Source organism: Mesorhizobium sp. M0698 (assembly GCF_040320455.1).
In the GTDB taxonomy this organism is placed as follows: domain Bacteria; phylum Pseudomonadota; class Alphaproteobacteria; order Rhizobiales; family Rhizobiaceae; genus Mesorhizobium.
In genome coordinates this window covers 93,036-113,245 of sequence record NZ_JAMYPQ010000006.1, presented here as the reverse complement: position 1 = coordinate 113,245, position 20,210 = coordinate 93,036, and the positions used below count along the sequence as shown (strand labels likewise).

Genomic DNA, 20,210 nt, shown 5'->3' with positions numbered 1-20,210 from the left:
TTCCAAAATTCGCGTTTGCCAGACTAGAGCAACGGACGCCCAGATGGAATCAATTCTCTTTCCGGGATGGCGAGACAAACCACGCGAAAGGTGGCGAGCCCGATATCGTGCACCGGCAGAATGATCCCATTTGAATGTCCGTTGCTCTATGACAACAGTTCCTTGAAGATACCGTTCCCTGCCAAAAGTGTCTCGTGTGTTCCGTCTTCCGCCAATTGACCCGAGTCGAAGACGATAACGCGATCGAACATCATCGCCATTGCCGGATTCGTCACGACCCACACAATTGCCGGCGAATGGCCGTCGCGCCTGGCTTCCTCGAGCACATTTCGCAGCACCTTATCCTGCATGCGCTGGTCTAGCGCCGACAGCGGCCGGTTGAGAATGAGAAAATCGGGACGCTTGAGCAAGGCCCGGGCAACATCGAGCTTCTGTCGCTGTCCACCGGTCAGCCGCCTGCCGCCGGAGCCGACGTTGAAGTCCAGGCCGACATCCAGAAGTTCGCCATAAAGCCCCAGTTCGTCAAGAATGTCATAGACGATGGAGCGTATGCGGTCGGGCGCGTCGGGATGATTGTTGCCCACACGCCCGAACAGGACATTATCCATGACGGTGGCCGCGGCAATGTATTTGGCAGGATCATACCGTTCGACCGCATTGTGCAGCTCGGGCGGCAGGTCTTCATAGAACCGGTTGCGTGCAGCGACGATCTTGCTCATCAGCTCGTCGCTCAGCAGGCCGAAGCGGTGCCGGGGCTCGATGTAGGCAAAGCTCAAGGTGACGATCATGGCGCGATCGTTCTCCGAAACCGCCTCGTAGGGACGGTTCTTGAGCCGTTGCAGCAAGGTTTCGTAGGCGGGTATCTCCTCCGCGCTCATGAAGGCGAGCTGCTGGAAGAACTGGTGATCGGGCGGCAGGTCGGCAAACAGCTCGATCGCCTGTTTGGCGATCTCCAAGCCCATTTCGTAGAGCGTGCGGTCGAGGCCGGCTTGCCTCAGCACGGAAGCAAAATAGGGATTGGCCGCCAGGGCCCTATCGGCCAGTTCGGGGCCGGCGGCAGCGCCGAAGAGCAGGTTTTGGCCGATCGTTGCTTCCTTGTTGTAGGCGCCCGGTTCGAAAGGAACCACCAGTCCGCTCAGCCCCTCTTGTTCCAGCCGGGTCCGCAGCGCCGCACGCAGTTCGACGATCCGCCTGGCAAGCTCCGTGTGACGCGTGAGATCGGCCGAAGAGCGCAAGCCGAGATCCAGAATGTCACGCGACAGAACAACCGCGTCGAGCACCCGGCGCACGGCTTCAAAGAGGTCGTGCGGGCCGGTAGCGCCAGCGGAAGCATAGTTGATCCAGTCGCTGTGGATATCAAGATCCGGATTGCCCGACCGGCGCGCCTCGTGAATGTTCCAGCGGTGCTGATCTGCCGCAGCACCGTCATAAGGCACCGATGTCAGCGGCGCATGCTTCAACCCGTAGAGCAGGTTGTCGCGGAGGCTTGCCTGGAACAGGAAAACATCCGACGAGGCATACGACATGCGCCGGCCGGTTACTGCTTCGGGGAGTTCAAGCAGGTCGTCGGTGCCCGAAGCGACCCTTCCGCTGTCCGGCCAGTTCAGCCGCGCGAAGGCTTCTGCAAGCGCCTCCGCTCCACCTGTTGCGGTACTGACCAGTGCCACCGTCTCACCCGGCTTGACCTGGAGGGAGATACGGTTAAGGAGCATTGCACCGCCATCGTCTGCTACGGACAGATTGATCGCCGACAGCGGCTTGGTCATCGGATCGGGATCGTCGATCGTCAATACCCCGATTTTCGGCGCGATGAGACCTTCGACGGTGAACTGTTCAACGACCTGTTGATATTTGACCTGGACATCCTGCCGATCCTGATCCCAGTCGATCAGTTCCTTCATCGGTCCGGGCAGGTCCTTGTAGGCGCCGATCACGGCCACGAGCTGGCCGACGTCCAGCCGCCCCTGGAGGACCAGATACCCGCCGATCATGTAGAACAGAAAGGGCGTGAGCTGCGCGAGAAAATTGTTGAGGAACTTCACCATGAATTTCCATTGGTAAAGATCGAAGCGGATCTTGAAGATGAGCCCGAGCCGGGCAGCTATGTCGGCGCGCTCGTAGTTTGATGTATCGTGGACGTGAACCGCGCCGATGCCGTCGACGATTTCGCCAACCCGGCCCGAAAGCGCGCGCGCCGTCAACTGCCGTTGGCGCCCGAGCACGATCAGCCGCCGCCGCATTCGCGGGATGAGCACGATCTGGATCGCCACGATCACGACCGCTATCATTCCGAGCCAGACGTTCTGGATCATGATGAACAGCATGGCCGTCAGCGCTTGGCCGCCGAGCAGTACCGGCTGCAGGAAGGCGTCGCCGATGAAGCCGCCCAGCGGCTCCACCTCGTCCTTCACCATGGTCGCCACTTCGGCGGATTTCACCCGCTTGAAGTAAACCGGCGGAAAACGCAGCACACGGTCGACCAGATCGAAGCGGATACGCCGCAGCATGCGTTCGCCGAGGCGGCCCTTGTAGGTGTTGATGTAGAATTTGAACAGGCCGTTGATGACGACTAGCAAGAGGAACACAAGGCTCAGGGCAAACAGGGTCTCCTCGCGGTCGAGCTGAAAACCGGAGAAGAACTGGACCTCTCCAATGAACGGCAGGTTATAATGTAGCCTCATGAATGGCTGGGTCGCGCCCGGTTGCTCGAAGCCGCGACCTTGGATCGGTCCGTTGACGATCAGCTTCGGCAGGTCGAAGGACATGAAATACGGGATCATCGAAAGCACGACGATCATCAATATCCAGAGCTGCTGCTTCTTGGTGTGCGTCCAGATATAGCGGGCTAGGCTGGCTTCCATATGCGACTGTGGACCCTTCAGTTGGAAGGATGCAGGATGTAAAAGCACCTGCTGGCGAATGGCGTATCGGCAATTTCTTCATCGCCAACGACAAGTTCGAAGCTGCTGTGCACGGACCTTGTCCTGCGCTCAACGATGCAAGGAACCTGCGAGGCGGCGCGATCCAGTTCCGGCGCATGGTCGATGGCAACGACATGGGCATTGTTGATCGGCGAAGAAAGCAGCTGGCCAAACGGTCCGCGGCTTTCGTAGGGCTTTGGCGAACAGCCGAGCAGCACGAGGCCGCAGCTGCGCGGCTGGTGCTGGCGGATGGACGCCGATGATCCGGACAGATGCAACAGGCTCTCTCCGGCACCGGGCAATAGCCAAGCGGCTTGCAGCATGATCACGTCCGCGGAATCAAACAGTCTTGCGGAAGGCAAGATTGCGTTGTGTCGCCCAAAATCCCAACATACAAGACGAATTATGATGGATGTCACGCAACCACGCAATGCCATGGACTGGCACGAGCAAGCCTTGGACCTCACGCGGGGAATTGCTGCTTATGTCAACTGCCCTCTCGTGGCAGGGCTGGCGCGCGTCGTCGCCAAGCATCCGAAGGCCGATATCGCCAACGCCTTCAACCACAAGCAGGTCGCCTGCAAGATGTGGGCGCTCGACAGGCTGTTCGAAAGCGGCGGCGGCCGCTTCGGGCGCATATGGGTTCTGGGTGGATGGTACGGCGTATTGCCGGCAATGCTTTTCAACGACGCTCGCTTCGACATCGCGGCGGTCGATAGCATCGACATCGATCCCGAAGTCGCGCCGGTCGCCCGGACCCTCAACCGGGAAGCCGGCGACCGGTTCCGGGCGCTGACGGCAGATATGTACGCACTCGACTATGCGGCCGGGCGGCCCGATCTGATGATCAATACGAGCTGCGAACACATAGCCGATCTGCGCGCCTGGCTTGCTCTGCTTCCGCCGGGCACGAATGTACTGCTGCAATCGAACGATTATTTCAGCGAGCCGACGCACATCAACTGCGTGGCTTCGCTTGCAGCCTTCGAGGAAATGGCGGCGCTACGGGAGGTGCGGTTCTCCGGCGAACTGCCGACAAAAAATTATACGCGCTTCATGCTGATTGGAACTGTTTAATGCATTTCGCCCAAAAGCGCGTAGCGGTTTTGGGACAACGACACGCATAAAAACAGGACTTGAAGCGCGTCGCACGAATCTCACCAGACGCGACGCGCGTTAGAGCATTTGCAGGAAAGTGTGGAAACGGCTTTCCGTCCGGAATTGCGTCAAAACAAAGAGACAGAGCGGTTCTGCGTGGAACGATGAACCGCTCTAGGATCTATCGTCTGTTTAATCATGAACTTTTCCGAAACCGGGCCCCACGTTTAGGGACCATGTTCGATGCCGCTCGCGCAGGATTTGCGCGGAGCGACGCGCGCCTTCCAGATCGAGACGATGCGCGGATGGCGTCGGTTCCACAAGCGCTTGTTCGACCGCTTGCGCCAAACCTTCAGGCGTCAGGTCCTTTTCCATCAGCACCGTTGCAAGACCGAGTTCTTCGAGCATCAGGGCGCGAACCGTCTGTTCGGTTTCCCCGCCGGCTGCAAATGGGACGAGCAGGGAGCGACAGCCCGCGCGCAGGACATCGCAGACCGTGTTGTAACCCGCCTGCGAGACTGACAGGCGGGCGCCGGTCAGCAGGCTGGCGAAATCCTCGCGGAACCGGAAGATGGACAGGCCCGGCGTGGCATCGCGTGCGATCGCGTCAAACTCGTCTTTCGGCAGGTTTGGGCCGGTGATCAAACACCATTTCCAAGCGTTGTTGGCATTCCGCGCCGCTGCGATGGTGGATCTGACAAGGCTCTTTCCGGCAGCCCCGCCGCCAACCGACACCAGAACGTCGAAGCGCTCGGAGGCCGCGGGCGATGGCGGCGCGGCAACGAGCCCCGTGTAGGTGACCTCGGCCCTGATCGCCCCAGCCAGTGGAAATGTCTTGTCGATGGTTGCGAAAGCCGGATCGCCGTGAACCATAACAAGATCGAAATGCCTGTTGATGAGATCGACCGTTTCCTCGTTTCGGCCCAGCTTGACGCGCTCCTGGAGGATATCACGGACGGACGTCGCCAGCAGCGGTCTGGGCGACGTCGCGTCGATGGCCTCGATCAGCGGCAAGAGTTCGAAACGCATCTGCCGGCGTCCAAATGGAAACGCCTCGACAATGACGATATCAGGCCTGCAATCCCGGAATGCCTGCAGCAGCATCTCTGAACGCCATTTCTTGAAATCATCGTCGATCGGGTTGCCTTGCAGGTCGACAAGTCCCGAAAATCCTTCATCACCGGAGGTGACAGGTGGCAGGGTTACAGATTGTACACCCAGTCCCGGAAACCCGGCGATCGGCGCTCCGCCGGTCACGACGGTAACGTCAAACCCGTCATCGACCAGAGCCGCCGCAATGCGGCTGGCGCGCGCGAGATGGCCGATGCCGAGCAGGTGCTGGACATAGAAGAAAGCGCGCAGCCGCTTCATTCGGCGGCCCGCCACTCCCGCTCGAACAGTTCCTTGAGCTGTCCAATGCTTGCCATATGATCGAAATTGCCGCGCACGCGCCGCTCTGCGGCGTCGCCGAGGCGGTCGCGGAGCACGGGATCACGGATCAGGCGCTCCAGCGCCTGTGCCAGGGCAATCGGGTTTTCCGTCGGAACCAGCAACCCGGTTTCATCCGGCGATAAAAACTCCGGCACGCCGGAAATATCGGTCGACACGCAGGCAAGCCGCTGGCTAGCCGCCTCCACCAGAACGTTCGGCAGACCGTCGCGGTCGCCATTTGCGGTGATCCTGCAGGCCAGGGCGAAGATGTCGGCGCGGCGGTAGTGCTCAAGCACCTCCTCCTGCGCTAGCGCGCCTTTCCAAGAGACGCGACCATCCAGGCCGAGCTTTTGCGCCAGCGCCTTGAACCGTTCCAGTTCTTCGCCGCCGCCGATATGCTCGAAACGCCACGCCAAATCGCCGGGCAACAGGGCAAGGGCCTCCAGCAACGTATCGTAACCTTTCTTTTCAACGGCGCGCCCGACACTCAGAACGACAACCGGTTCGTCCAGAGCCGAGCCGTCATGCTGCTTTCGCGCCTCGCCGTAACTGCCGAAGCGATCAAGGTCGAGCCCATGATAGCTCAGATGCACAGACGAGTTGCCGTTAGCGAGTTTTTTCAGACGGTCGAAGCCGGTTTTCGTGCAAGTGACCGTCCAGCGCGCCGAGGAAAGCTTGCCGGCCAGATCCCAGTCCGCCGAAGTCCAGATGTCCTTGGCATGGGCCGAGCAGGTCCAGGGCAGGCCACGAAGCTGGCTGGCATAGCGCGTCACCGATGCAGGCGTGTGCGCGAAATGTGCATGCAGCCAGCCCGCGTTTTCCGGCCATTCGGCCGCCAGCACGAGCGCTTGCCCGAAGCGGCGCGCGCGATTGCGCGTAAAGTCGCGGGGCATATCGGCAGCCAGCGATCCGAGCGCGCGCCAGAAGCCCGGACGCAGCAGACAGGCAAACAGCGAGCGAAGCACGCGCAGCGGCTCTTCATGCAGATATTCCGGCAGATAATGGACGGGCGCTTTGATCTCGTCATGCACGGGGTGGCGTTTTTCGTCGGTCGGCCGCCTGAGCGCGACGAGTATCAGGTCGAACCCCGCACGCTCAAGACCGAGCAGTTCCTGCGCGATGAAGGTTTCGGACAGCCGCGGATAACCCTTCAGAACCACGACGATCTTGCGATGTTGCAACTCAGGTCATTCCTTCAATGACCGAAAGGTGATGGCCGGCCCGCCGGTCGAGCAGTTCCGCGACGATTTCGGAAATATGAGGCAGCCCTTCCAGCGTCAGATGCGGATTGCTCTGCGATGGGCGGGGCCGGTCCGGCAGCACCTTCAGTGCATCAGCAAACCGCCCGGAATCCTCGGCTTCTTCCGGCAAAAGCATCTCGATGAGGCCGAGTTCGGCTGCGCGCCGTGCGCGGATCAGTTGTTCCTGGCGGGGCTCGACGCGCGGCACGATCAGCGCCGGCTTGTCGAAAGACAGTATCTCGCAATAGGTGTTGTAGCCGCCCATCGCCACTACCGCCTTGGCGCCGGCAATCAGGTCTTCCATCCGGTTGTCGAACTCGATGATCTTGATGTAGGGGATCTTGGACCCCTTCTTGAGCAGCTTGTTGCGCTTGCGCGCCGGCATGTAAGGCCCAAGCACGATCAGGGCTCTATGCTGCAATTGCGGATCCTGTTGATAGGCATCGATGACGTCGTGGATCAGATCGGCGCCGTCACCGCCGCCACCGGTAGTAACGAGGATATAGTCGCCCTCGGGTCGGTGGCCGGGCAACTCGTTCCGCTGCAGGCTCCGTTGCAGGAAACCGACGAACCTCATCTTTGCCCTGACAGCCGGGGGCACATCCAAGCCCGTCAACGGATCGTAGAAATCCGGCGGACCATAGGCCCAGACCTTGTCGTAGAAGACGCCTATCTTGCGCATCACGTCTCTGCGTGCCCACTCTGCTTCGAGCAGATGCGGCGCATCCATCACCTCGCGCAGGCCAAGCACCAGCGTGGTGCCTCGCGTCTTGAGGTAGGACAGCGTGTCCTCAATCTCACCGCGCAGGCCGAGCGGTTCCTTGTCGACGATGAAGATATCCGGCCGGAAGGTCTCAGCTGTATGGCGGATGATCGACTGGCGCATCCTTAGCGTCTCATGCAGATCGATGTCCTTTTCCAGCGAGGTGTATTCGCCGTTGCGCAGCTTGATGACGCTGGGGATCTTCACGAAGTCGACACGGGCGCGGTAATCGAAGGCGCCAGCGATAGTCGCACCCGAAATGATGAGCACCTGAAGTCCGCGGAAATCCTCGACCAGCGAATGCGCGATAGTCCGGCAGCGCTGCAAATGGCCGAGCCCGAACGTGTCGTGGCTGTACATGAGAATTCGAGCGTTTTCTGCGTGCTGGGTCATTGTTGAACGTCTCTTAGAATTCTCGCCTTGAGGACCGTGAGCGACCCGCAGGATTCGAAATCATCCTCGCGGGTCTACCGACCTGTTCTGAAACATGAGGGCGCAATTTTCAATTCGTATTACAAAGAGGGTCCATATGCTGAAACCAGGAAGCTACGTCTGCTCAGCGGCCTGCTTGCCACGTGGTCCAGAAGAACCTGCATCATTTCACTGGTATTGACCATCTCGGATTCTCGGCGGCCTTGACCGCTACGATCAACGTGGAAACTCCAGAATGGAATAAGGTATGGGCTGGGTACTTCACTTCGAGCGTCTAAGCCAAGCTCCTAAACCATGATGTGCCTTGGCGGTGGGAAGCCGGAGCGTTGACGGAGTAGGGGACACGTTCGAACCGCCTAGATCTCGACTCTCAGACCAGAATCTGGGGGTCAGGAGTTCGAATCTTTTCGTGCGAGCCATTTGAACTCACTAGCTTTTTGGACGCCATGGGCGCATGAACTCGCCGATTGCAGGCGTGTCAAAGCTGACCTGTTTGCCGCCAACGACAGCGCCGGCCTTCGGGCCAGCATCCGAGTCTTCGATCCCTTTTCCGGTTGTACCGCGCAGGTAATATTCGGCTTCCATATATTCGAGATTGAGGGCGAACCGGAAAATGTCGTCTTTGACCTCATCCTGCGCATAGGCCCGGGAAACCGGGGCAAGGCCGGTGGCCGAAGCGAGCGTGGCTCCCAGGCCAAACTGCAATGCGCGGCGGCGCGAAACACGAAATGCAGGCGTGACGCGGATCATGGCTTCCTCCCAAAAGACCGCCGGCATCAAACATTTTGGCACCTCAAAAGCGCGCCTGCGCCTCCAACTTCACGAACTGTGGAATGTTCCTCAATCGCCTTGAATGATCTCACCGATGGCCGAGCAGCTAGGTTTCCTCGACCCTAGCCTCATGTCAGCCGACGCACACTGCGCTGTAGCGGCGCTGGATCTGCCGGCAGCAAAATCCCGCCGCTGCGGTCGCGCGAAGTACGCTGCCGACAAATTCAGGACTTTTGCGTATCGATTTCGGACCAAGGTCCGTCTTGTAGAATACTGTATTTGAACAAAGCTAGGTAACAGCCGACTTTCGGATTCGGAAGTCCTGACGTTTTTCATCTGGAACCCATCCTGGCGGGAGGGCGACTCGAAGGAGGAACTATGAAAACGCGCACCCGTCTATTCGCGACTGTAGCCGCTCTCACCCTTGTCGCGTCTCCGGTCCTCGCTGCTCCCGGGGGCAATGGCAATGGCAACGGCAATGGCGGCAGCAACGGTAACGGCGGAAACTCGGCCGGGGCCGGCTCGCAGGGACACGGAGCCGCCACTTCCGCCGCGGCCAAGGACAAGTCGACGACCGGCGTTGCTCATGCAATGGCGGTCGTTGCCACGACACCGGCCTCACCGCAGGCTACGCTGGCCTTGCAGGCAGCGCTGGATAGAAAGGCCGCGAAAGACGCGGCAGACACTGCCGACGACACCTCTGACGAAACCGAGTAAGCATTCGAAACAGACCACTTGTCGCGTTGAAAGCCGTGGTTCGCCGCGGCTTTTTTCGTTTCCAGGCGACGAACTCTCAAGGTGAACAGCGCTTCCAGAAAAAAGCTGCTCCACGGCGGCACTGAAGCTACGCTAAAGCCAAACGCCGCCGCATCGGCGTCGGATTCGAGTGCATTCGAGGAGATCCCATGACCGGCTTTGTCGACCGCGAGCGCGCAACTGACCTGATGCAGCGCGCCGGCATCGAGGCGCTGGTGCTTTGCGAGCCCGAGGCGTTCCAATATGCCACTGGTGCCTGGATCGGCCCGGCCGGCCTGTTCCGGCGGGCCGGCGCCGGTTTCGTCGTTATTCCCAAGCGAGGCGACCTGCCGATCGGCGTCGTGGTGGCGGATTTCCAGGCTGCCCAGCTCCGGGCGGCGATGGCCGGCGCCGTGCTGCGCACGCATGCGATCTGGATCGAATCGGCGTCGCTCGAGCCTGCGACGGCCGACCGGCCTGTTGCGCAGCGCATCGAGGCCGGCCTGGTTGGCCGCGCCCCCGGTTTTTCACGTCCGGCGACCTTCGAGCTTGCCCGCTCCGTCCGCGAGCTGAAAACGATCCTCGCAGAATTCGGGCTGGAGCGTGCGACGCTCGGCATCGAGCTGGATTTCGTCTCGGCCAGCGATTTTTCCGCGATGCAGGCGATGTTGCCGGGCACTGCCCTGGTCAACGGCTCGCCGGTTCTCGACAGGCTGCGGGCAATCAAATCGCAGAGCGAGATCGACCTTCTGCAGCAGGGCATCGCCCTGTCGGAAGCCGGCCTGTCGCGGCTGCAGCAGCATGCGACGACCGGCATGCGTCAGTCTGAGCTGGTCGCGCTTTACCGGCAAGGCGTCGCGGATGCAGCCGCCGGGTCGTCGCAGCAAATCTCGACGGCGGAATACGTCACGCTGGGCGCTCGCCCAAAAGGCGCCGACGCCGTCGCCGGCGCCGGCGATCCGCTGAAGGCCGACATGGTGTGCAGCGTGAACGGCTATGCCTCGGATATGTCGCGGAATTTCACCTTCGGGCCGCCGTCGCCCGAACAGGCCGAATTGCATGCGATAGCCGAACGCGCCTTCGCCGACGGGCTTGCCGCGCTTATGCCCGGAAAGCCGTTAGCCGCCGTGCATCGCGCCGCCAGCGAAAGCCTGGCGCGCCAGGGCCTGCATTCCTATCGCCGCGGCCATTTCGGCCACGGCGTCGGCCATTCCGTGTTTTCAGAGCAATGGCCGTTCATCTCGGCCGACAGCAATGTCGTGATCGAGGCCGGCATGGTGCTGGCATTCGAGATCCCGCTCTACATCGACGGTCTCGCCAGCTTCAATCTCGAGGACCAGTTCCTGATCACCGCCAACGGGCCGTCGCCGATGAACCGCCTGCCGAGGCGCCTGGATATTATCGGCTGAATCCAGCCGTTATCTGGCGCCGGCCACGCCCCTGCGGAAATCCGACGGCGACATGCCGGAAAGCTTGCGGAACGACTTGTTGAAGGCACTGAGCGAGCCGAAGCCCGATTCCATGGCGACGCGCAGCACATTGGCATCCTGATGCATCAGCAGCGCCTGCGCGTAGCTGAGGCGCAGCAAATTCACATATTCATTGAGCGTCATGCCGGTCGATTTCTTGAAGATGCTCATGGCGTATTTGGGATGGATATCGGCCGCCGCGGCGATGTCGACGCAATCAATCTCGTAGAGGAAATTCTCGGCGATGAAGTCGCACATGCGCCCGACATTGCGCAGCGATTGCTGATCGAAGGGACTGCCTATCTCCTGTTCGACCGGGGTTTCGGGCACCAGCCGGTAAGGCTCGAAGCGCACCCGCTCCAGCCGCAGCAAAAGCTCGTTGACGGCATGCTCGGCCTTGACCGGGTCGCCGGAGCGGGCATAGCGGTTCCAGCGCTCGAAATTGTGGTCGTCCGACCGGTCGGTGGCGTCGGTCACCAGCGTCGCGCCGGTCATCAGCCTGTTGCGCACCTCCACGGGCAAATGCAGCCGGAAGAAATGCACCAGCGGCAGATGCGCGCCGGCATAGATGGCATCGTCGGAGGCTTCGTCCATCTGGTGCGGCAGGCCGCCCCAGAACAGGCACATCTCGCCCGCAGAAAGCGAAAGCCCGTGCCCGTCCATGCGGTAATGCACGGCGCCACGCACGATGAAATTCACCTCGACCTGGGCGTGCCAATGCGGCTTGAGCATCACCAGGGGCTGGGTGTGGAACATCTGCAGCAGCAGCGGCAGGCCCTCCACGCTGCTGGCGCCAGGCTGGTAAAACGGCCTTTCCGGCATCTTACTTTCCGCTCATTTCTTATTCCCTTTGTCGCGGACAAGGCTTTCCCGAGGCCTAGTCTAGCCACGCTCGCAAACAGAGAGCAACTGAAATGGGAGGATTTCAATGCGCATAAAATTGACCTGCGCCGCGCTCGCGCTTGCCTTGGGCTCCAGCCCGGCCTTTGCGCAGTCCGGTGAAATCACGATCTGGAGCTGGAATATCGCCGCTTCGTCGCTGAAGGCCACCATAGCGGGCTTCAACAAGCAGTATCCCGACATCAAGGTGACGGTCGAGGACCTTGGCAACCAGCCGACCTACGACAAATCGATCGCCGGCTGTGCTGCCGGCGGCGAGGGGCTGCCTGACATCGTTACGATCGAGAACGGCGAAGCCGAAAACTACTGGAGCCAGTTCCCGGATTGCTTCGTCGACCTGCATACGCTCGGCTACACCGCGGAAGACCAGGCAAAATTCCCCGACTTCAAGCGTACCGAGCTCGAGGTTGACGACAAGGCCTATGCGATGCCCTGGGATTCCGGTCCAGTGGCGATGTTCTACCGCCGCGACTTCTACGAGAAGGCTGGCGTCGATCCGTCCTCGATCAAGACCTGGGACGATTTCATCGCCGCCGCCAAGAAAATCCAGGCCGCCAATCCCGGCGTCACGATGACCAACGCCGATTTCAACGGCGATTCCGAATTCTTCCGCATGATCTCCAACGAGCAGGGTTGCGCCTACTTCTCCGCCGACGGGCAATCGATCACGGTCAACCAGCCCAAATGCGTCGATGCCATGACCAAGATCAAGGAGATGAAGGACGCCGGCATCATTTCCTCTGCCGACTGGAGCACCAAGATCACCAACAACACCGCCGGCAAGGTCGCCACGCAGATGTATGGCGGCTGGTATGAAGGCACCGTGCGCACCGAATCGCCCGATGGGGCAGGCAAATGGGGCGTCTATCTGATGCCGAGCCTGACCGCCGACGGTCCGCGCGCCGCCAATCTCGGCGGCTCCTCGCTCGCCATCACCTCGGTATCGAAGAACAAGGAAGCCGCCTACGCCTATCTGAAATACACGCTTGCCACGAATGAGGGCCAGATCACCATGCTGAAAGGCTTCGGCCTGGTGCCGTCGCTGATCTCGGCGCTCAACGACCCTTATGTCTCCGAAGGCCTGCCCTATTGGGGTGGCCAAGCCGTGTGGAAGGACATCCTCGGCACCTTGCCCAAGGTCGTCCCCAGCCGCGGCACGCCGTTCCAGAGCGACGCCGAAATCATCATCCGCGCGGTGCAGACCAAATATCTGGCCGGCGGCTATCCCGACGCCAAGGCAGCGCTCGACGATGCCGCAAGCCAGATCGCAGCGGCGACCGGCCTGCCGGTCAAGTCGTGATCTAGACGAGGCGGCTCCGAGCGCGCGGCTCCCCTTCTCCCCTTGTGGGAGAAGGGATCGCCGAAGGCGACGGATGAGGGGTGCTCCAGCTTGGCTCGGACGGCATTCCTTCCAACACCCCTCATCCGTCTCGGCGCTTCGCGCCGATCCACCTTCTCCCACAAGGGGAGAAGGCAAGAACTTGAAAGCAGAAAGGAGGAAAACGATGCGCTACCAGAACGCCACGGCGTATCGCTTCCTCGCGCCGTATCTGCTGATTTTTTCGATCTTCTGGCTGTGGCCGATCATCGATTCGTTCCTGATCTCGTTCCAGGCGACGCGCACCGTGCCGTGGCGCTTCGCGCCGACCTTCAACTGGGGCCGGCTGATCGGCGATCCGGCCTTCTTCAATGCCTTGAAGAACACATTGCTGATCCTTGTCATCCAGGTGCCGGTGATGATTTCGCTGGCGATTGTGATGGCGGTGCTTTTGAATTCGCCACTGCTCAAGGCCCGTGGCCTGTTCCGCTTTGCCTTCTTCGCGCCGGTCGTGGTCGGCGAGGTCGCCTATTCGGCGGTTTTCCGGCTGATGTTCAATCTCGACTACGGCATCATCAACAAATTGCTGAACAGCATCGGCCTGCCCAGTGTCGACTGGTTTACCAACGTCACCCCGGCGATGGCGGTGATCATGATGGCGGTGACGTGGCGCTGGGCCGGCTACAACGCCATCATCCTGCTCGCCGGCCTGCAGTCGATTCCCGAGGATGTCTACGAGGCGGCGACCCTGGACCGGGTCAGCAAGGTCAAACAGTTCTTCTACATCACGCTGCCGCTGCTCAAGCCGATCATTGTGTTCTGCGCCGTGCTGTCGATCATCGGCACCATGCAGCTGTTCACCGAGCCCTTCCTGATCACCGAGCGCGGCGGGCCGGGCGGCGGCACCGAAACGCTCGGGCTGCTGCTTTACCGCCAGGGCTTCCGGTCGCTCAATTTCGGCTACGCTTCGGCCGTCGCCTACACCATGGCCGGGCTGGCGATTGCCATTTCGCTGGTGCAGATATGGCTGACGAGGGAACCGAAATGACCTCGCACTCAAGAGTCAGCCGTTCCCAGGCCAGATTGGGACGCAGCATCGCGCTGCATCTGTTCCTGACGCCGCTGGCGCTGGTCTGGCTGTTTCCGCTGTGGATGATGGTGGTTTTTTCGACGATGCCCGACAACGGCATCTTCAGCCCCGACATCGAGCTTTTGCCGCATGGCAATTTCCTCGACAATGTCAGCAATCTGCAGCGCGGCACCAATTTCATCGGCGCCATCGGCATCTCCGTCTCCGTGGCGGTGACCTATACCTTCCTGTCGGTGATGCTGACCTCGATGGCCGGCTGGGCGCTGGCGCGTTACAACTTCTTCGGCAAGGGCATGGTCGTCGCCATCATCTTCGGCACCATCACGCTGCCCTATGCGGTCGTGCTGATCCCGCAATTCATCATGGTGGCGCGCGACTTCAAGCTCGCCAACACTTGGGTGGCGCTGATCGTGCCGCCGCTGTTCAATTCGCTGGGCGTGCTCTTCATGCGGCAGAGTTTTTCGATGATGCCGCACGAGCTGTTCGACGCCGCCAAGGTCGAGGGCGTCAAGGAATGGCGGATATTCCTGTTCGTCGCACTGCCTCTGGCGCGGCCGATGCTGGCGGCGCTCGCCATCATCCTCTTCCTTGCCTCCTGGAACAACTATCTCTGGCCGCTGCTGATCAATTCCAAGCCGGGCGCAATGACCGCGCCCGTGGCGCTCGGCACGCTGATCGGTCTCACCAAGGTGTCCTGGGGCGGCATCATGGCGGGCGCGGTGATGCTGACGGCGCCAATGCTCGTCGTGTTCGTGCTTCTGCAGCGCCATTTCGTTGCCGGCATCGCCGCCGGCGCCATCAAGTAAGGATCAGCATGGCGGCAGTCACACTCAAAAACGTCATCAAGCGCTTCGGCGTCTTCGAGATCGTCCACGGCGCCAATATCGACATCGATGACGGCGAATTCGTCGTCTTCGTCGGCCCTTCCGGCTGCGGCAAGTCCACGCTGCTTCGGATGATCGCCGGGCTCGAGGACATCAGCGACGGCGAGATCGCCATTGGCGGCAAGGTGGTGAACGACGTCGAGGCGGCCGATCGCGGCATCGCCATGGTGTTCCAGTCCTACGCGCTCTATCCGCACATGACGGTCGAGCAGAACCTGAGCTTCGGCCTGAGAATGACCGGCAACGCCAAGGCAGATACCGAGCGGCGGGTGAAGCGGGCTTCCGAAATCCTGCGCATCGCCGAGCTGATGAAGCGGCGGCCGCGGCAATTGTCGGGCGGCCAGCGCCAGCGCGTCGCCATCGGCCGCGCCATCGTGCGTGAGCCGCAAGTGTTCCTGTTCGACGAACCGCTCAGCAATCTCGATGCCGAGCTCCGGGTGCAGATGCGCGTCGAGATATCGCGCCTTCATAAGGAGCTCGGCGTTACCATGGTCTATGTGACGCACGACCAGACCGAGGCGATGACGCTGGCCGACAGGATCGTCGTGCTCAACGCCGGCAATATCGAGCAGATCGGCGCGCCGCTCGATCTCTACGACGACCCCGCCAACCGCTTCGTTGCCGGCTTCGTCGGCTCGCCGAAAATGAACTTCTTGGCGGCAAAAATGGTCGGGGCCGACAACGGTGCGGCGGTCGTCGAACTGGTCAATCATCACGGCGCGCGACTGCGCAAGCCGCTTTCGGATGCCTTGCCTGCAACAGGCGGCGATGTTGTGCTTGGCGTGCGGCCGGAGCATTTCTTCGACGCCGGCCAGGGTGATTGCGACCTTACCCTCAAGGCCGACGTCGCCGAGCACTTGGGATCGGTGAGCTATGTCTATGCCAATTCCGGTACCGGGGGCGGACGCGAGGAACTGATCATCGAGCGCGAGGCCTCGCGGCATCGCGCGAACGGCGACGACCTGGTGGTGTCGATCAAAGCCGACCGCTCGCTTCTCTTCGACGCCACCGGCGCACGCATTCGCTAACCCATCTTTCTTTTGTCCGATCGCGATTGCTCGCGGCCACCCCACGGAGATTTGACATGACGTCCAAACCAGAAAAAGTTCGCTGGGGCATTCTCGGGCCCGGCAACATCGCCAAGGCTTTTGCCGGGGGCGTCGCCCATTCGCGCACCGGCACATTGGTCGCCTTAGGGGCGCGCAATCCCGGCAAGGCGGGGCTCACCGAGGCTTTCCCCGGCGCCCGCATCCTCGACGGCTACGAGGCTTTGGTTGGCGATCCGGATGTCGACGCGATCTATATTTCGACGCCGCATCCGAGCCATGCCGAATGGGCGATCAAGGCGGCCGCGGCCGGAAAGCACGTGCTTTGCGAAAAGCCGCTTGGCCTGACCGCATTCGAAGCCGACGCCATGATCCATGCCGCGCGCAAGGCCGGCACCTTTCTCGGCGAAGCCTTCATGTACCGGCTGCATCCGCAGACGGCCAAGCTGGTCGAGGTGATCAGGGCCGGCGCGATCGGCGACATCAAGATGATCAAATCCAGCTTCGGCTTCGCCATGCCGGGCTTCATGCCGGAGCACCGTCTCTACGCCAAGGATCTCGCCGGCGGCGGCATTCTCGATGTCGGCGGTTATCCCGTCTCGATGGCGCGGCTGATTGCCGGCGCAGCAGTGGGAAAGCCCTTCGCCGAGCCGGACAAAGTCGTCGGCGCTGCGCATCTCGGCCAATCCGGCGTCGACGAATGGGCGTCGGCGCTGTTGCATTTTCCGGGCGGCATCGTCGCGGAAGTGTCCTGCAGCATCTCGCTCGCTCAGGACAATGTCTTGCGTATTGTCGGCAGCAAAGGCCGCATCGAGGTGGCGGATTTCTGGTATGCCGGCGGCCAGCAAGGCGGCACCGGCGAAATCCGCATCGTCCGTCCGGGTGACACCGAGGTGGTCGAGGTCACGGAGGACGGCTGGCTGTACGCATTTGAGGTCGACGCCGCCGGCGAGGCCATTCTCGGCGGAAAGCAGGAGTTCACCTGGCCCGGCATGGGCTGGGCCGACAGTCTCGGCAATCTGCGCGTGCTCGACAAATGGCGGGCGGCAATCGGGCTCGAATACGACATCGAGAAACCGGCAAAGCGCGTCAACACGATCTCCGGACGGAAGCTGCGCTCCGGCGGAACCGCCATCCCCAAGCGCAGCATTCCGGGCCTGCCGCGGCCGGCCTCGTGCCTGGCGCTCGGCTTCGAGGATTTCCGCACCTTTTCGTCGGGCGCCATCCTGCTCGATGCCTATTTCGAGGCCGGCGGCAATCTGTTCGACACCGCCTTCGTCTACGGTTCCGGCTATACCGAGACGCTGCTCGGCCAGTGGCTGAAGAACCGCGGCGTGCGCGAGCAGTCGGTGGTCATCGGCAAGGGCGCGCACTCGCCGCTCTGCTATCCCGACGTCATCGGCAAGCAGCTCACCCAGTCGCTCGAACGGCTGCAGACCGACCATATCGACGTCTATTTCATGCACCGCGACAATCCGGATGTGCCGGTCGACGAATTCGTCGATGCGATGGACCGCGAGGTCAAGGCCGGCCGCATTCGCGGTCCGTTCGGCGGCTCGAACTGGACGATGGAACGCATGGACAAGGCGATTGCCTATGCCGAGCGCACCGGGAAGCAGAAGCCCGGCGCGCTTTCCAACAATTTCTCGCTGGCCGAAATGCTGGAGCCGATCTGGGCAGGCTGCGTCACCTCCTCCAGCGACGAATGGAAGGCCTGGCTCGCCGCCCGGCAGATGCCGAATTTCGCCTGGTCGAGCCAGGGCCGCGGCTTCTTCACCGACCGCGCCGGCCGCGACCGGCGCGATAATGAGGAGCTGGTCCGGGTCTGGTACTCGGAGAAGAATTTCGGCCGTCGTGACCGTGCCATCGAGCTCGCCAGACGGCTGGGCAAGAGCCCGATCCACGTCGCGCTCGCCTATGTCCTGGCGCAGCCCTTTCCGTCCGTCCCGCTGATCGGGCCGCGCACGCTCGACGAATTGGAAGACAGCCTCCAGGCGCTCGACATTTCGCTTTCGCCGGATGATCTTGCATGGCTGGATAGCGGTTCGGATCAGGCCCGCGCGCGCGCCTGACAGCAGCGGCAGTCGCTTCGGCCTACGCTGCGCCCTTAGCTTCCGGACTGTTTGCGCTGCCCTCACCCTCTCCCGCAAAGAACAGGGAAAGGGTAAGAATAAGGGCAGCGCAAAGGTCACTGGAAGTTAGGGAAGACAGATGCTCGACATCGCACCGACGAAACAGGCAGCCACCTGGCTCGATTCCTTTGCCCGGGCGCTCGAGGCCGGCGACGTCGAGGCGGCAACCAATTTGTTCGTCGAGGACTGCTACTGGCGCGATCTCTTGACCTTCACCTGGAACATCAAGACGATGGAGGGCCGCGCCGCGATCTGCGACATGCTGGCGGCGACGCTGGCAACGACAAAGCCTGCCCGGTGGCAGCTCAGCGGCGAAGCGACTTCGGACGAGGGCGTGATCGAGGCCTGGTTTTCTTTCGAGACGTCATCGGCGTGGGGGCAAGGCGTCATGCGCCTCAGGGACGGCAAGTGCCGGACGCTGTTTACGGCGATGAGCGATCTCAAGGGGTTGGAGGAGCGCAAGGGCCCGGCGCGGCCTCTGGGCGTCCGCCACAAGGCAGACCCGGAACGCGAGACCTGGCTGGAGGCGAGGCGCCGCGAGGCGCGTGACCTCGGCGTTAGCCAACAGCCCTACTGCCTGGTCATCGGCGGCGGCCAGGGCGGCATCGTGCTGGGGGCGCGGCTCAGGCAATTGGGCGTGCCGGCCATCGTCATCGAGAAGAACACTCAGGCCGGCGATTCCTGGCGCAATCGCTACCGCTCGCTCGTGCTGCACGACCCGGTCTGGTACGACCATCTGCCCTACATCCCGTTTCCCGAGAACTGGCCGGTGTTCACGCCCAAGGACAAGATGGGCGACTGGCTGGAAATGTATACGCGCGTCATGGAGCTCAATTACTGGACCTCCACGACATGCGTCAGCGCGTCCTACGACGACGCCGAAAAAATCTGGACGGTCGAGCTCGACCGCGCCGGCGAGCACATCACGCTGAAGCCCAGGCACATCGTCTTTGCAACCGGTGCTTATGGCCCGCCCAGGCGCATCGACCTGCCGGGTGCCGATGTCTTCAACGGCGAGATCCTGCATTCCAGCCAGTATTCCAGCGGCGAGAAATTCCGCGGCAAAAAGGTCGCCGTCATCGGCGCGGCAAGTTCCGGCCATGACGTCAGCGTCGACCTCTGGGAGAGCGGCGCCGAGGTGACCATGGTCCAGCGCTCGCCGACGACGGTGGTCAAGTCGGACACGCTGATGGAGATCGGTTTCGAGATCTTTTCGGAAAAGGCGCTGGCCCGCGGCATCACCACCGAGAAGGCCGACATGATCGTCGCCTCGACGCCGTTCGCGCTGCTGCCGCAAGGCCAGCGGGCGCTTTACGACATCATCAAGGCGCGCGACGCGGCCTTCTACGATCGCTTGCGCGGCGCCGGCTTCGCCATCGATTTCGGCGACGACGAGACCGGGCTCCTGATGAAGGCCTACCGCACCGGCTCGGGCTTCTACATCGATGTCGGCGCCTGCGACCTGATCATCGACGGCGAGATCGGCATCCGCAGCGGCGTCGGGATCAAGTCGCTGACGCAGACAGGCATCCTCTTCGACGACGGCACCGAACTGGCGGCCGACGCAATCATCGCCTGCACCGGCTATCTCTCGATGAACGAAACCGTGGCGGCGATCGTCTCGCGCGAAGTCGCCGACAAGGTCGGCCCGTGCTGGGGGATTGGCTCGGGCGTGAAAGGCGACCCGGGTCCGTGGCAAGGCGAATTGCGCAACATGTGGAAGCCGACGGCACAGGAAGCGCTGTGGTTCCACGGCGGCAATCTGGCGCTGTCGCGCTTCTATTCGAAGTACGTCGCGCTGCAGATCAAGGCGCGCATGGAAGGCATTGCGACGCCGGTCTATGGAGCGCCGGGGGTGAAGCTGTGATCTCCCCCCTTGAGGGGGAGATGGCCGGCAGGCCAGAGGGGGTCGCCGCACGTCGAGCGCCAACCTCCATCCGTTGCAGGAAGACGAGCCCGGTCGAACCGACCCCCTCTGT

The 20,210-nt window shown here is 61.9% G+C and carries 15 protein-coding genes and 1 pseudogene; 9 read left to right on the top strand and 7 right to left on the bottom strand.

The genetic code is table 11. The features are described from left to right. Nucleotides 1–146: 146 nt before the first annotated feature. Entirely contained in the window at nucleotides 147–2,861 is a 2,715-nt protein-coding gene (locus NKI16_RS15480; protein ID WP_352570088.1) for an ABC transporter transmembrane domain-containing protein, read from the bottom strand. A 17-nt stretch (nucleotides 2,862–2,878) separates the two neighbouring features. Then, nucleotides 2,879–3,199, bottom strand: coding sequence for a hypothetical protein (locus tag NKI16_RS15475; RefSeq protein ID WP_352570089.1), 321 nt, complete (start codon nucleotides 3,197–3,199; stop codon nucleotides 2,879–2,881). Between the two features lie 130 nt (nucleotides 3,200–3,329). Between NKI16_RS15475 and NKI16_RS15470 the strand changes: the two genes are divergently transcribed. Next, nucleotides 3,330–3,998, top strand: coding sequence for a class I SAM-dependent methyltransferase (locus NKI16_RS15470; protein WP_352470917.1), 669 nt, complete (start codon nucleotides 3,330–3,332; stop codon nucleotides 3,996–3,998). A gap of 213 nt (nucleotides 3,999–4,211) precedes the next feature. Here the strand turns inward: NKI16_RS15470 and NKI16_RS15465 are convergent, their stop codons facing one another. The 4 genes and pseudogenes from NKI16_RS15465 to NKI16_RS15450 all read right to left on the bottom strand — a co-directional run. After that, nucleotides 4,212–5,390, bottom strand: coding sequence for a glycosyltransferase family protein (locus tag NKI16_RS15465; protein WP_352570090.1), 1,179 nt, complete (start codon nucleotides 5,388–5,390; stop codon nucleotides 4,212–4,214). Next, complete coding sequence (locus tag NKI16_RS15460; RefSeq protein ID WP_352782296.1) at nucleotides 5,387–6,631, bottom strand: glycosyltransferase; 1,245 nt, start codon at nucleotides 6,629–6,631, stop codon at nucleotides 5,387–5,389. Before NKI16_RS15460 ends, NKI16_RS15465 begins: the two co-directional genes overlap by 4 nt. A gap of 1 nt (nucleotide 6,632) precedes the next feature. Further along, nucleotides 6,633–7,847 carry a glycosyltransferase family protein gene (locus NKI16_RS15455; protein WP_352828561.1) on the bottom strand — a complete coding sequence of 405 codons (1,215 nt, stop codon included), beginning with the start codon at nucleotides 7,845–7,847 and terminating at the stop codon, nucleotides 6,633–6,635. 489 nt (nucleotides 7,848–8,336) lie between these two features. Then, a pseudogene (locus tag NKI16_RS15450) lies at nucleotides 8,337–8,636 on the bottom strand (ferritin-like domain-containing protein); the annotation flags it as partial. A gap of 399 nt (nucleotides 8,637–9,035) precedes the next feature. Here NKI16_RS15450 and NKI16_RS15445 point away from each other — a divergent pair. Together NKI16_RS15445 and NKI16_RS15440 are read left to right on the top strand one after the other, a co-directional pair. Further along, the gene (locus NKI16_RS15445) at nucleotides 9,036–9,374 is read left to right on the top strand and encodes a hypothetical protein (RefSeq protein WP_352782294.1); all 339 of its coding nucleotides are present in this window, start codon (nucleotides 9,036–9,038) and stop codon (nucleotides 9,372–9,374) included. Between the two features lie 188 nt (nucleotides 9,375–9,562). Continuing rightward, nucleotides 9,563–10,801 (top strand): M24 family metallopeptidase, encoded by a 1,239-nt coding sequence (locus tag NKI16_RS15440; protein ID WP_352620928.1) that lies wholly within the window; start codon nucleotides 9,563–9,565, stop codon nucleotides 10,799–10,801. Between the two features lie 9 nt (nucleotides 10,802–10,810). Here the strand turns inward: NKI16_RS15440 and NKI16_RS15435 are convergent, their stop codons facing one another. After that, the gene (locus NKI16_RS15435; RefSeq protein ID WP_352620927.1) at nucleotides 10,811–11,683 is read right to left on the bottom strand and encodes a helix-turn-helix domain-containing protein; all 873 of its coding nucleotides are present in this window, start codon (nucleotides 11,681–11,683) and stop codon (nucleotides 10,811–10,813) included. A gap of 106 nt (nucleotides 11,684–11,789) precedes the next feature. Here NKI16_RS15435 and NKI16_RS15430 point away from each other — a divergent pair, with 106 nt between their 5' ends. The 6 genes from NKI16_RS15430 (at nucleotide 11,790) to NKI16_RS15405 (ending at nucleotide 20,098) form a co-directional block, all read left to right on the top strand. After that, a complete protein-coding gene (locus tag NKI16_RS15430; RefSeq protein WP_023675947.1) occupies nucleotides 11,790–13,061 on the top strand; it encodes an extracellular solute-binding protein in 1,272 nt (423 codons plus the stop codon). Between the two features lie 205 nt (nucleotides 13,062–13,266). After that, nucleotides 13,267–14,127: a carbohydrate ABC transporter permease gene (locus NKI16_RS15425; protein WP_254817930.1), complete on the top strand. Its 861-nt coding sequence runs from the start codon at nucleotides 13,267–13,269 to the stop codon at nucleotides 14,125–14,127. Beyond that, nucleotides 14,124–14,975, top strand: coding sequence for a carbohydrate ABC transporter permease (locus NKI16_RS15420; protein WP_023675945.1), 852 nt, complete (start codon nucleotides 14,124–14,126; stop codon nucleotides 14,973–14,975). Before NKI16_RS15425 ends, NKI16_RS15420 begins: the two co-directional genes overlap by 4 nt. An 8-nt stretch (nucleotides 14,976–14,983) precedes the next feature. Continuing rightward, the gene (locus tag NKI16_RS15415) at nucleotides 14,984–16,081 is read left to right on the top strand and encodes an ABC transporter ATP-binding protein (protein WP_352692094.1); all 1,098 of its coding nucleotides are present in this window, start codon (nucleotides 14,984–14,986) and stop codon (nucleotides 16,079–16,081) included. Nucleotides 16,082–16,137: 56 nt separating this feature from the next. Next, nucleotides 16,138–18,171 carry an aldo/keto reductase gene (locus NKI16_RS15410; RefSeq protein ID WP_352692095.1) on the top strand — a complete coding sequence of 678 codons (2,034 nt, stop codon included), beginning with the start codon at nucleotides 16,138–16,140 and terminating at the stop codon, nucleotides 18,169–18,171. A gap of 139 nt (nucleotides 18,172–18,310) precedes the next feature. Continuing rightward, the gene (locus NKI16_RS15405; RefSeq protein ID WP_352784343.1) at nucleotides 18,311–20,098 is read left to right on the top strand and encodes an NAD(P)-binding domain-containing protein; all 1,788 of its coding nucleotides are present in this window, start codon (nucleotides 18,311–18,313) and stop codon (nucleotides 20,096–20,098) included. The last annotated feature ends 112 nt before the right edge of the window (nucleotides 20,099–20,210 follow it).